General features: G+C 57.8%; 9 protein-coding genes and 1 pseudogene. 7 read left to right on the top strand and 3 right to left on the bottom strand.

Translation table 11 applies throughout. From position 1 onward, the window contains the following. Positions 1 to 684: 684 nt before the first annotated feature. Positions 685 to 824, bottom strand: a pseudogene (locus tag LQ220_RS24280) (alcohol dehydrogenase); the annotation flags it as partial. 369 nt (positions 825 to 1,193) lie between these two features. On the opposite strand from LQ220_RS24280, the gene LQ220_RS24275 reads away from it, so the two are divergent. Next, positions 1,194 to 2,429, top strand: coding sequence for an FAD-dependent monooxygenase (locus LQ220_RS24275; RefSeq protein ID WP_176597259.1), 1,236 nt, complete (start codon positions 1,194 to 1,196; stop codon positions 2,427 to 2,429). A gap of 164 nt (positions 2,430 to 2,593) precedes the next feature. Next, positions 2,594 to 4,051, top strand: a complete 1,458-nt coding sequence (locus LQ220_RS24270) for a 4-hydroxyphenylacetate 3-hydroxylase N-terminal domain-containing protein (protein WP_176597257.1) — start codon at positions 2,594 to 2,596, stop codon at positions 4,049 to 4,051. 214 nt (positions 4,052 to 4,265) lie between these two features. On the opposite strand, the gene LQ220_RS24265 is transcribed toward LQ220_RS24270, so the two are convergent. Beyond that, positions 4,266 to 4,919, bottom strand: a complete 654-nt coding sequence (locus LQ220_RS24265; RefSeq protein WP_176592423.1) for a TetR/AcrR family transcriptional regulator — start codon at positions 4,917 to 4,919, stop codon at positions 4,266 to 4,268. A 67-nt stretch (positions 4,920 to 4,986) separates the two neighbouring features. Then, positions 4,987 to 6,804: a sigma-54-dependent Fis family transcriptional regulator gene (locus LQ220_RS24260; protein ID WP_176592424.1), complete on the bottom strand. Its 1,818-nt coding sequence runs from the start codon at positions 6,802 to 6,804 to the stop codon at positions 4,987 to 4,989. A 451-nt stretch (positions 6,805 to 7,255) separates the two neighbouring features. Here LQ220_RS24260 and LQ220_RS24255 point away from each other — a divergent pair, with 451 nt between their 5' ends. The 5 genes from LQ220_RS24255 to LQ220_RS24235 all read left to right on the top strand — a co-directional run. Then, entirely contained in the window at positions 7,256 to 9,652 is a 2,397-nt protein-coding gene (locus LQ220_RS24255) for a TonB-dependent receptor (RefSeq protein WP_230190553.1), read from the top strand. A 220-nt stretch (positions 9,653 to 9,872) separates the two neighbouring features. Next, entirely contained in the window at positions 9,873 to 10,058 is a 186-nt protein-coding gene (locus tag LQ220_RS24250; RefSeq protein WP_230190552.1) for a hypothetical protein, read from the top strand. Between the two features lie 3 nt (positions 10,059 to 10,061). Then, positions 10,062 to 12,257, top strand: coding sequence for a TonB-dependent receptor (locus tag LQ220_RS24245; protein WP_230190551.1), 2,196 nt, complete (start codon positions 10,062 to 10,064; stop codon positions 12,255 to 12,257). Positions 12,258 to 12,406: 149 nt separating this feature from the next. Beyond that, the gene (locus tag LQ220_RS24240; protein WP_230190550.1) at positions 12,407 to 13,210 is read left to right on the top strand and encodes a VOC family protein; all 804 of its coding nucleotides are present in this window, start codon (positions 12,407 to 12,409) and stop codon (positions 13,208 to 13,210) included. Next, a partial coding sequence (locus LQ220_RS24235; protein ID WP_354958615.1) for an AMP-binding protein occupies positions 13,211 to 13,484 on the top strand: 274 nt, incomplete at its 3' end.

Genomic DNA, 13,484 nt, shown 5'->3' with positions numbered 1-13,484 from the left:
GACGCCGGGTTCATCCTGCGCAAGCTCATCCCCAATGCCGACATGCACATCTTCTCCAAATGCGGCCACTGGGCACAATGGGAACGTCCCGACGAGTTCAACGCACTGGTGGATAACTTCGTTAATCGGTGACTCCTTACCAGGCACGGTTCTTGGAGACCGCAGACCCTCGGAAACTCGGACGACTTTTGGCAACGCGTGAGCGTTAGATGTCATGGGAATGGCCAGAGCAAAGTATAAGACGGGCTATGAACGGTTCGGCGCCCAAAAGGGCGATTAGGGATCGGCGGGCGAGCTGGCTGGCAGCGCCCACAACGACGTCGTTGCGAGCATATACCTGAATATGGTGGCGAGTTGCTCGGCTGACCAGTCGCCGACGGATCACCCCCCCGAGACCGCCTATCGCAGCGCTCTAGGCCGCGAGTTCGGATATCGCTCTGTGCAGACGCATAAACCTAAGAAGTGCCCAATTGAGGCTATGCGGATATAAAAGGTCAACGTGCTGACGGGCGTCGCATTGTAACCAGCAGAATTCATTCCCTGTCCGCCGCGTAACCTCGCCGAGCGCACCTATAACATCACACGCTGGCAACCGATGTCTGCAGGCGACGATATGCGGCACTGGAGGAGCCGCTCTCCTTCGCGGGCGAGATACGTCGTCTTTCCCATTTCCTCGAGCGCGCAGCCCTTAGCACCGCCGAAGCACTGCCCCGCCAAACGGGGCCGGCGACGAGTCGGAACGGACACAACCTGACCTCCTTGCCCGCTTCGGCGACTCCGATCACGGTCGAGGCGCCTCAGCCTCGGTGGCACGCCGACAAACTCCGCATCATGTTTGATATTGTTATCAGCTGTGATAATTGTGTTCCGAATTGTCCTTATCCGTCTCCAGGTGCCTTACTCAAAGAGTTCGTGACGACGACGATTCCTGAGGATGGCAAATGCTTCAACGCAGCAGATTTTCCGATTTAACTTAATATAAACAATCACATCGTCCTTTTCGATGCGTCGCCATCTCAGATGGCACGGAAGTTGCTGTATCACGGAGGAGCGCCTGAGGATTGTCACCTGAGTCAAGTGCTGCGCCCGGCAACTAATCGCATCAGCGATGAACGCCTGCGCAGCCGTGGTCCACTCCTTGAACGCAGCAATGAGAAAATCGCCGTAGTTGGATACGGCATCTGGAGATGATAATGTCGAGTAAGACGGAAACCCAGCTTCTAAATCGTTCGGTTCTTATTTCCGGTGCTGGCTCAGCAGGGCAAAGTGTCGGCTACTGGCTGCGTCGTTACGGCTTCGAGCCAACTGTCGTCGAACGCTCGCCTGGCCCACGCAAGGGCGGCTTTGCAATAGATCTTCGCGGTGCGGCGGTCGAGGTGGCCGATCGCATGGGCATATTGGAAGCCTGTCGCAAGGCGGCGGTCAACATGCGCGAGATCCGACGGTACAATGCCGAAGGTGAGGTCATCTGGCAGACCGACGGAAACTTCGGAGCGGGCGAAGGTGTCGCTGGCGACGTCGAGGTGCTGCGGGACGACCTGACCGACATGCTTCAGGAAAGCGCCTGTGAAGGCGTGGAATATATCTTTGGAGATTCGATCACCTCGATCACCCAGGACGACGACGGCGTTGATGTGACGTTCGCGCATGGCGCCCCCCGCCGCTTCGATCTGGTGATCGGTGCGGATGGGCTACATTCCAAGGTTCGCGAGCTTACATTTGGTCCTGCAAATCAGTTCAAGCGACCGCTGGGGCTCTATGCCGGAATTTTCACGATCCCCAATACGCTGAAGCTCGACCGTCAATGGCTGATGCGTCAGATGCCCGGAAAGATGATCAGCAACATCGACTATGGCCCGGGCAAGCTCACGCGCGGCCTATTGGTATTTTCATCGCCACCGCTGGATTTCGACAGAGGCGACCTGGAAGAGCAGAAGGAAATCCTCGCCAAAGCGTTTGATGGCGATACAAGCTGGGGCGTGCAGACTCTGCTCGATGGGCTCCGCATCAGCACCGACCTGTACTTCGACGAGGTCACGCAGATACACATGCCGCGCTGGTCAAATGGGCGCGTCGCCCTGATCGGCGATGCCGGATACGCGCCTACATTGCTGACCGGGCAGGGAACGAGTCTCGCGGTTGTCGGCGCCTACGTGTTGGCCGGGGAACTCAAGGCGGCGGGCGGGGACTACCAAATCGCTTTCGCGCGCTATGAGGAAGAAGCACGGCCATATGCCGAGCAGAACCAACGGATATTGACCGATTGTCCCGAAATGTCGGTACCCGACACGAAAGAGGAAGTCGACAGGAGGGAAGAGCGTTTTCGCCTCCTGCAGGATGATCCGAATGCCGTAGACGACGACTCTGCCGGTATCTTTATCCAGTCTGCGGCAAATTTCATTCAATTGAAGGATTACGAGAAATCGTAACAAGCACGCGGGGTTAGTTTTCCTGATCCGCGCAATATCGCATGAAACATACGTGGTGGGTTCTAATGACTTTCGGACGACCGGAAGTCACTTACCGACGGATGACTCGCGGCCGGCCTTGAGGATTTTCAAACAAGCTTTTCAAATAGAAAGAGGACTTAATCATGGGTATTAAAACTGGGGATGACTACAGGGCTTCGCTGCGTGATGATCGACAGCTGTTTATCGACGGGAAGTTAATCACGGATGTGACCGAATATGGCCCTTTGAAAGGTGTGATCAGCACTATCGCAGGCATCTACGATCAGCAGAATGATCCGTCATTCAAGGAGATGCTGACTTTCAGGTCGCCTTCCACGGGAGACGTGGTGAGCAAGACCTATCTGGAGGCGAGGACCAAGGAGGAGTTCGAGCAGCTGGCGGCCTGCTACCATGTGCGTGCCCAGACCACCTTCGGCCTGATGGGGCGATTGACCGATTTCATGTCGGCCTACCTTATGGACCAAGTTTGTGCGTTGCGCGTACTAGGCAAGGATGAGGCGGCCGACAAGGCCCAGAAGATCATCGACAATTGCCGGGAGAATGACCTTCAGGTCACCCACGCACTCATCGATCCCCAGACAGACCGATCGAGGGATGACGCGCCCAGCGAAGCCGTTCGGGTCGTGGAGCGTCGGGCCGATGGTGTGGTGGTAAGCGGCTGCCGCCTGCTTTCGACGCTCGCCCCTGTCGCAAACGAATGCTATATTGGCCCCTATTTTCCGCGCAAAGCGGGAGAGGAAGACTTCGTTCTTGCCTTCCAGTTGCCCATGAACGCACCGGGCCTCTCGATCCTGGCGCGCCAAACCTATGATAACGGCCAGAATTCCTTCGACCGTCCCTTGACCAGCCGCTTCGACGAGGGGGACGCCATCCTCGTCTTCGACAAGGTTTTCGTCCCGAACGATCGCCTGATCGTCAACGGTGATTTGGAAGCCTATAACGGGATCATGCAGTTCGGCGCTGGCTATATGGTGATCCAGGCTTGTACGCGTTCGACTATGAAGACGCGTTTCCTGACCGGGATGGCAACGGCCGTCGCACGCATGAACAAGCGCGACAAGACGCCCAAATTCCAGGCTGCCATCGGCGAGCTTGTCGGTTGGGTCAACATCGCCGAAGGTATCCGAACTGCGAGCATCGTCGATGCCCAAAAGCGCATCGAGGCATTTGCTAAGGGCGAGAAAATAGCTGCGGGTGACGGCCTGTCCAGTCCGGTTTTTCAGACCGTTTCGGGCTTCGCGGCGCTCAATTTCCTGTTTCCCTATATCAATACCAAGGCGGTAGACGTCCTGCGATTGGCTGCGGGATCGGGCGTCCTGGCCCCGACCGAGGCCGACTATGACCGGCCGGAGGTGGGATCGATGATGGATCGCTACCTCATAGCGGAAGGCTTCGATTCCAAGGAGCGCCTGAAATTGCTGAAAATGGCCTGGGACATGACGGGCACCGAATTCGGTTCCCGGCAGGGCTTGTACGAGCGCCTCTACTCGGGCGATCCGGAGCGTAATGCCATTAACTGGTTCAAAAATCCGAGCACGGGGGAGTGCGCCTCGCTGATAGACAAGTTTTTCCAGATGTGAGGAAGCTGCGGCCGACCCGCTCTCCGGCGGATTGGGGGTCGGCCGCACCGCTTCGGCGCAAGTCGAAGCGGCATTTCGGCTTCATTCGCGGCGGTGTCTTGAGCCACTAAAGAGGTGGGAAACCGTAATACAACGCGGCGTTCGACACACCGTTAACTTGACACCTTTTAGCGAAATCCTGCGCGCACGCGGAGGCTGATCGCGGTGGCGGCTGCTAGAGACGGATACCCCCTTGATCGTCGGTCATGCCGCTCGAGTTTTGGCAAGATTGTTCATTTGCAACCAAAGCAAACTGATTAGGCAGCGGCGTGCTGGCCAGAACTTCCGCCTGCATCACCGAGATGCCGATTATGCGCAGGGACAACTCAATGCACTCGTCCTCGAAGGACTGATCCCGGCTATGAGCGAGAATGTCCTGGATCGCGCCATGCAGGCAGGCAAACACCATTCTCAAGGCCCGCTCCACATTGAGGAAATGGATCTGGCCCAACTGCTTGCCAACCGAGAACTGCGTCCTGAAGAGCCTGGAAAAGTCGGAGCTGTAAGTGTCACTCGCCACCAGCTCTTTTGCCATGCATCGCGCCCACAGGTGATCCGCCCGCGATCGACACAGCACGAGCCGCAGGAGATATGAAATATTCCGGGTGACGTCCGATTCATCGGAGATCATGTCGCGCGCGACAGCAACGAAATCCGCGCTGCAGCTGTCGTAGATGGCGTCGAGTATGTCCTGCTTCGAGCTGAAGTGATTATAGAAACTGCCGAAGCCTACATCAGCTTCCTCGGTGATATCGGCGATAGTGGCTGCTTCGGGATTCCGGTTCATCATGATGCGTCGTGTCGCGTCGATAAGTTTCTGGCGCGTCATCAGCCGCGTCCGGGTCGAACGCCTCATCGTAGCGGTAGACCTCTCCGTCACAAAACCTCCATTGCGATCATTGCTTGCCGTCCAGCCGCTTAATCCGATGATCGAGCTGCCCACGCGAAATCTTGAGCAAGCGTGCGGCGTGCGACACATTGCCGTCGGTGGCCTTGAGAGTCGCACGGACCACGGCGTCTTCGATCTCGAACAGGCCCAGGCCTTGATTGACCACTGCATTTTCGGCAATCGAAGCGATCGAGCCGTTGTCGGCTAGGGCGCCCGTAGCGTCGCCTTCTGGCATGGCACCGCCGGCATTCAGCACAATCCGGCCGAACTGATTCAACCCAAGCAGGCTGGACTCGCTGAAGGCGCTGTCGAGCGTGAAGAGATGCTCGATATCGATCGGACAATGCGCATCGGCGAGGACGACGCCACGCTCAAGCACGTTCTCAAGTTCCCTAATGTTGCCGGGCCAAGGATAGCTGATCAATGCATGAAGCGCCCGCGTGGATATCCCCGGGATGCTCCGTCCGTGCTTCTCCGCAAATTTCTGAAGGAACCGCCTGACCAGGATGGGGATGTCGTCCTTACGGTCGCGCAAGGGCGGTACCATGATTGGGATGACGTTCAATCGGTAGTAGAGATCTTCGCGAAATCCCCGCGTCCTCACGGCCTCGGTGAGATCCTCGTTGGTCGCCGCGATCACGCGGACGTCCACCCTTACCGTCTTGTTGCTTCCCAGCCGTTCCAGTTCGCCGGTTTGGAGGACGCGAAGCAGCTTTCCCTGCGAGCCCGGAGAGAGGAGTCCGACTTCATCGAGGAAGATTGTGCCCCCATCTGCAGCCTCGAAGCGTCCCTTGCGCGATTCAGTGGCGCCGGTAAAGGCGCCCTTCTCGGCCCCGAACAGTTCGGATTCGAGGAGTTGGTCTGGAATCGCGGCGCAATTGAGCTCAACGAACGGCGACTTGGGATGACCCATCCGGTGAAGCTCGCGGGCGAACATGCTTTTGCCGACGCCGCTTTCGCCTTGCAGGAACACCGTGGCTCGCGTCGGAGCCGCTCTCGCAATCCTGCGCATCACCATTCTGAACGCGGGGGAGTCGCCTACCGGGCTCTCCGGCGCCCCCCCCACCTCGCCTTCGCCCTCATCCGCTGAAGCGCCCGACGGCGGCGAATCTCCAGCGCGGACGGACCCGGAATGGCGCAGATTGTCGTGGCCGGTCCCGCAGTGATGGTCCTCACCTGCCAGCACTTCCCAATCGTCCGCGCGCTTGCAGACCACGCGGCAGACAGGGAAACCCATTGAGCGGCATTCGACCTCGCGCGCCAAGATCGACTTCCCGGTAAAGGCGCTCAAATAGCCCGACGCATATCCTGCCTGCATCCAGCATGTGGGCTCCTGCGACTTGCCGTAGGTTGTCGTGTGCATCTCTTCCTCGGCGCAGTCGCGCCACAGGAACTCGCCGTAGAAATGTTCATCTTCCTCGCTGATCTCCAGCTTGACTAGTTCGACGGTCACGATCCCTTCGATCGAATGGAACTGCATTCCCGTCGCAATGGCTTCGATAACGCCGGTATTGCTGTCGCTTAGCTTGCGGGCCATTTGCCCGTCATCTTCTCCCGAGAGATAGCCGATCCGGGCCAGCAGGCCCTTGGTCAGTTCAAGCCCCACCGTATCGATCAGTTCGGACCTGAGTACGCCGAGGAATTTCGCCTGCAGGAGGATCATGCGCCGGTCGTCGAACCAAATCCGTCCACGCGCCGGATCGAACATCAGGCGTTGAAGGAGGTCGGTAATCCGGTGGCCGTTGATCCGGCTCGCGCCGGTTTCGCCGGCCAGCATTATGTGGCCGCGATCCTGAAAAGTATCCTTATTCTGGACGGTCGCCAATAGCCCTCTCCTGGCACCTGCTTAGTTATTTTCGATGCGGTCGCCGCGATCCAGCTTGTCGCCTTCTCGCGGGCGGAGCGCCGCGACACCGAGCATTGTTACATAGTTATCGTGGTAGATCGTAGGGCCGAATGTGTCAATGTAGCTGATGAGCGCGTCAAATATGATGGATCATTTCCTGTTTGTCGATTGACGCTGGCCCCAAAAAACATGGCTTTCCGTGAAAGCAGCTCGAGAGAACCGAGACACACGAAACAATCGATGATCGCGTTCAGCATCGCACCCATTTCTCTCAAAATTTGTTGTTTAATCTCAATGGGTTGATTTTGAGTGTCCGGCCGTTACGGCGCGCGGCGCAACTTGGCACATCCTTTGCATAGGAGGGGGCGCAATACAAGCACTGCCTAGTGCATCAAGGGCTGGGCGAATAAACAAGCGAGGGGATGTTCGGATGAGGAAAGTTATAGGCAGGTCGCAACAAGTTTCGCTGTGTTCGATTGCGCTCGTGTTATCTTCGTTCGGCCTTGGCTACGCGCCGGCTTTCGCCCAGACGCCGCAGGACGGCGCCGATGCGAATATTGCCGATATCGTCGTCACCGCTAACAAGCGGGAGCAGAAGCTCAACGATGTGGGCCTCACCGTCGCCGTCGTTTCCGGCGACGCGCTCAAGAACCAGCAGATCAACTCGCTGGCGGATTTGGCACAAACAATTCCAAGCCTGAGCTTTACAAACACATCAAGCAATACACCTGTCTATACGCTACGCGGCGTCGGCTTTTACGAAACGTCGATTGGCTCCTATCCCACCGTCAGTGTATATTCCGACGAGGTGCCACTGCCTTTCCCCGTGCTGGCTTCGCATTCGGCTTATGATCTGGAACGGGTCGAGGTGCTAAAAGGCCCGCAGGGCACGCTGTTCGGTCAGAATGCAACGGGCGGTGCGATCAATTATGTTGCGGCCAAGCCCACCGACATATTCCATGCCGGCGCAGATCTCAGCTACGGCAGGTTCAACGAGGTGATTGGCGAAGGCTATGTCAGTGGCCCGCTATCGGACACCCTCAAGGCCCGGCTGAGTGGTCGAGTGGAGCGCGCCGATGGCTGGCAGATCAGCAACTCGCGCCCGAATGACCGCAACGGCAAGGTCGAAAACTATATGGGCCGGTTGCAGGTCGCCTTTGAGCCGTCGGACGGCGCTCGCTTCTTGCTGAACATCAACGGTTGGAAGGACAAAAGTCAGACAGCTGCGGCGCAATATATCGGCTTGACGCCACAAAATCCAATTCTCGATCCGGGCGTCGCGGCCGCTACCTTCTCGCCACTGACAGCGCGCGCTGCTGACTGGACGCCCGGATTTCCGTTCGCGGACAACCGTATGTGGCAGTCATCTCTCCGTGGGGACATCGATGTGACTGATGCGATCACACTCACCTCGCTCACTGCCTATGTCGATTACAAGCAGCGGCAGGGAACCGATGGCGATGGCTTGCCAACGCGCGATGTGGATCTGGTCCGCGACCGTGGCACGATCAAGAGTTTCTCCCAGGAACTTCGGCTATCCAATGGGAGCCACCAAGCTTTAAGATGGGTGGTCGGCGTTAATTATGAACACAGCAAGATTGATCAGATCGTCGATCTCGATATCTCCGCAACATCATCCAATGCGACGCTTGGCGCTGTGCTCGGATATCCGATCCGGAGCGCAACCTATTCGGCCCTTCAGAGAATGACCAACTATGCCTCATTCGCAAACGTCGAGTATGATATCTCGCACACCCTGACGCTGAAGGCCGGCGCTAGATATACCAACGCCAAAACATCCGTTGACAGCTGTAACCGAGACTTGAGTGGTGACGCCAAGGGCACTGGCCCGTTCTTCTACGATGTTCTGCTGGGCGGCGCGTTTGGACCCTATCAGACCGGCGATTGTTTCGCGGTTAACCTATTGTCTCACGCGGTCGGCAATGTGGCGCCTGGATCGCCGGGCAATTACGTCGATACGCTCCACGAAGATAATGTGTCCTGGCGGGTGGGCGTCGACTGGAAGCCACGACCTGGCGTGCTGCTCTATGGCAACGTTGCCAAGGGCTACAAGGCTGGTAGCTTTCCAACCGTTTCCGCGTTCGAGTTCACCCAATATCTTCCGGTCAAGCAGGAGTCCGTGCTGGCCTATGAGGCCGGCTTCAAGGCCTCTCTGCTGGATCGGGCGCTGCAGTTCAACGGCGCCGCCTTCTACTATGACTACAGGAACAAGCAGTTGCGCTCGAAAGAGGACGCGGGGCCGTTCGGTATTCTCGATGTGCTGCAGAACATCCCGAAGTCGACGATCAAGGGATTCGAACTCGAGATCGTAGCCAGGCCAATTTCATCGCTGACGGTGAGCAGCACATTCACTTATCTTGACGCCAAGATTGACAGATTCGCGGGCATAAATGCCGGTGGTGTCCCGGCAAATTTCGCCGGTGTCGCCGTCCCGTACACGCCAAAGTATCAGATCGGGACGAACGTCGACTATGAGTTCCCGATCAGCGATGCTGTCAATGGTTTCCTCGGGGCGAGCCTAACCTATCGTTCGAGTACTGTCTCGGTGATCGGCGGCAACCTCAACCCGTCAACCCTTACGGCGTCAGCCGTCGGTGCGGCGCCTCTTTTCCGCATCAACGACTATGCGTTGGTCGACTTGCGTGCGGGCGTTGAATCGCCCGATGGACGCTGGCGCTTTTCCTTCTGGGGAAAAAACGTTCTCAACAAATACTACTGGAACAATGTGGTCGCGGATTTCGACACCGTCGTGCGCTATGCCAACAAGCCAGCGACCTATGGCGCCAGCGTGGCGTTCAAATACTGATGGTGAAAGACGGCGGCCATCAGGGCATGCGGTCCGCTCATGGGGTAGCGCTATGTTCGGTGGCCAGGCCACAAACTGCCCTACCGGTCGCATGGAGTCACTTCGAGATCCCGCTGGCCCCCAATAGGTGGGCAACTGCATCCTTACGGCAAGGGCAATCAAATCAAACAGAAAGCCCGGTTCAATTAAAGAGTCGGCTTATAACAAGGAGAGGGAAATCATGAAACATCGCCGCTCAATATCGGGAACAAGTTGCGCGCGAATTCTGGCTCTTGCGCTGTTCGCTGATGCCGGCCCGACCTTCGCCCAGGATGGGTCCATAGCTAACCAGGAGTCGTCCCACGAAGCGGAAACTGGCCTCGGAGAAATTGTCGTCACTGCTCAGCGGCGTGAGCAGAACCTTTAGAACGTGCCGATCGCCGTCAATGCGTTCAGTTCGGATATGGTAGAGACTCGCCGGATCAGCGATATTCAGTCCTTGAGCACCAGCGTGCCCGGCTTCAGCATCAACTCCTTATCTAAATCGCGCCTCAATCCGTCATTGCGCGGCGGATCGTCATCGCTGGTCTCTGCGGGGGCGGAGCAGGCCGTCGGTCTTTTCATCGACGATCAGTATTTCGGCGGCGCGGGCGATTTTGAAATCGATCTGTTCGACATCGAGCGCATCGAGGTTCTGCGCGGACCACAGGGCACGCTGTTCGGGCGCAACACCACGGGCGGCAGCATCAACGTCGTCACCCGGAGGCCGTCGAAAAAGACGGAGGGCAAGTTCGAAGCCACCATCGGAAACTATGACGCGATCGAGGCGCGGGGCTATGTCTCGGGGCCTCTTGCCGGTAATCTGTTCGGTTCGTTCGCTGTTTCATCGCGTGATCGCGACGGCACCTCGCGTAACATCACGACAGGAAATCGTATCGACAACACCAATCGCGCTTCGTTCCGCGGCAAGCTGCTCTGGGAAGCCAGCCCCGACCTCGATATCATCGCGACCGTCGGTTACAGCCGCGCGGATGAAACGGGCCCCGCTCGCGATTCGATTTTCACCAGCACGCCGCCCACCAACCAGAGCCTGATCGACTTCGGTTTTGTGCCCGACAACGACCCGCGTGTGGTGCAGCAGGCTAGCGACAGCAGCTTCAAGAGCCGCCAGTGGACGGGCAATTTGCGGGCAGAGTATAAACTCCCCGATGCGGCGCTCCTGTCGGTTACGACCTATCGTGACTTCTCCAGCAAGGAAGGAAAAGTGTCGCTGGTGGGAGTGCCAGTGCCGACCTTTGACCTGGGCGAACCACGTTCGGCGGAATCCTTCTCTCAGGAATTGCGTTACACGTCGGATTATGATGGCCCTTTCAACTGGGTCGGCGGCCTGTATTTCTTCTACTCCGACGAAACCCGGAATACCAACGTCACCACTGCCTGGAACCAGGAGACCTTTGGCGGAGTGGTGCAATCCATTACCTTTTGCCCGCTCCAGACCCTCGAGGACTTCGACAACGGCGTCGTTACGCCCGCCTGCGTGGCCAATTTTCCCGGCCTGTTCGGACCCAACGACTTCCACGTCAACGAGCGCAATCGCACGACCAGCTATTCGGCCTTTGTTGACGGCAATTACGAACCGTTTGAGGGCTTTACCCTCCTGGGCGGCCTTCGCTACACCCATGACAAGAAGAAGTTCAATGTCGATATCGGCGGCGGTCCGGATTTCTTCTGGAACCCACCGACATCAACGGACATCGATCCGATGACAGGCCTACCCTTCATCGGGCAGACCGCGGCGAATAGCGCAAACTGGAGCAAGCTGACCTATCGTATTGGGTTCCAGTACAAGCCAACCGACAAGATCATGGTCTACGGCACACGCTCCACCGGCTTCCGCAGCGGCGTATTTGACGGAGCGCAGAGCGATCCGACCCTGGTCGTGAAGCCCGTGGGCCCCGAAAGCGCGACCAGCCATGAACTGGGCCTGAAGAGTCGCTGGTTTGACAATCGCTTCCAGCTCAACATCGCGGTGTTCAACGTCGAATATACCGATCTGCAATTCTTTATCTCGTCCCCCACGAGCAGCGTCTCAACCAACGCCGGCAAGGCCCGGGTTCGCGGCGTTGAAGTGGAAGCGGTTGCCTCCATCACCGATTACCTGACGCTCTCGGCCAACTACAGCCATCAGGACGGTACGTCTTCGGGGATACCGCCGGAAGCTGAAATCACGCCTGGGACGGCACCGCAGGGCACCATTCCGAACACCTATATGGTGGCGGCGGATTTCGAATATCCCTTGGGCAATGGAGATAGCTTCAGCGCCCATGTCGATCTGACGCACAAGGATCGCTATGGTCTGGAATTCAACGATGCGCCTCAATTCAGTTCAAGAACGAAGTCACTGGTCAACGCATCGCTGAATTACAAGCTTTCGTCAGGCTTCGAATTTTCGATCTGGGGCCAGAACCTTACGAACGAGAACATCATTGTGTACGGTAACGATCTCTGGTTCGCTTCATACAGCCTTGCGGCCGCATTGACTGACCCCGCCATTTTAACCGACGTGAAACAGCCGCGCTATTCGGCGCCGCGGACCTATGGCGCGACCATAAGGTATAGTTTTTGATGTGGCAGGCGGCAACAACACCATCGGCGCGTCGGACTGACATGCCACAATAACGGCGATGCTCGTGAAAGGAAATGCAGATGATAATCAGGACTGCCTATTTTGGCTTTGAGGTATCGGATCTGGATGCGTGGGAGCGTTATGCGGGGTTGATCGGTGTTGGCGTCGAGCGGTCGGGCGATGGGCTGTTCTACCGGATCGACGAGAAGGCCCGGCGCTTTCACTTTGTGAACGGACCTGCGGACGACATCGCCTGGGTCGGCTGGGACGCGGGGAGCCAGGAGAACTTCGATCATCTGCGCTCGCATCTCGACAGCCTTGGTATTGCGATGCGGGATGGCGACGACGCGTCCGCCCGGTTGCGGGGCGTGGAGCGGTATTTCCAATTTGTCGGACCCGTCGGAGCTCGGCACGAGATCGCGCTGGGCCTGGAAGATGCGGAATTCCCTTTTGTTTCGAACAAGGTCCCGCACGGTTTCTTGACTGGTGATCAGGGGCTCGGTCATGCCGCCTTCAACTCAACCGATCACAAGGGCGACGAGAAGTTCATGCGCGAGGCGCTGTTCGCGCAGCTTTCTGACTATATCTACCAGCCGCTGCCCGATGGCAGCACGATGCATGCCTCGTTCCTGCACACCAGCCCGCGCCATCATTCGATCGCCTTCGCCGAGGGGCTGGGAGGAGAGAGCAAACTCCATCATTTCGAGTTGGAAATGAATAATATGGAGGATGTCGAGAGGGCGTATGAACGCGTGCAGGCCGCCGGGATCGCTATCGGACTGACACTGGGTCAGCATTCCAACGACCGGATCGTGTCCTTCTACGCGCACACGCCTTCCAAATTCATGATGGAAATAGGCCATGGCGGCCTCAGGATCGATGACGAGGAGAGCTGGGAGCCGGTGATCCACGATCGCATCAGCGAATGGGGTCACGAGTTCCAGCCCGTCTAAATGATCGAGGAGAAAGACGTGCTGCCGGGACTGATGCAGAATGCTCCCCTGAACATTGTCGACGTCCTGCGTTTTGCGTCGGTGGCGCACGGCGACCGTGAGATCGTGTCGAAGAATGTGGATGAGCCGATATGGCGCTATGATTATGCAGGGGCCTGGACGCGCGCGGCCCAAGCGGCCCATGCGCTTGTCCGGCTAGGCGTGGCACCTGGCGATCGCGTAAGCTCGTTGGCGTGGAACACGCATCGGCATTTCGAGCTGTTCTTCGCGGTGC

Source organism: Sphingobium sp. CECT 9361, assembly GCF_918741285.1.
Lineage (GTDB): Bacteria > Pseudomonadota > Alphaproteobacteria > Sphingomonadales > Sphingomonadaceae > Sphingobium.
Note: the sequence above shows the minus strand (reverse complement) of the source record. Positions and strands in the feature narration are given on the sequence as shown.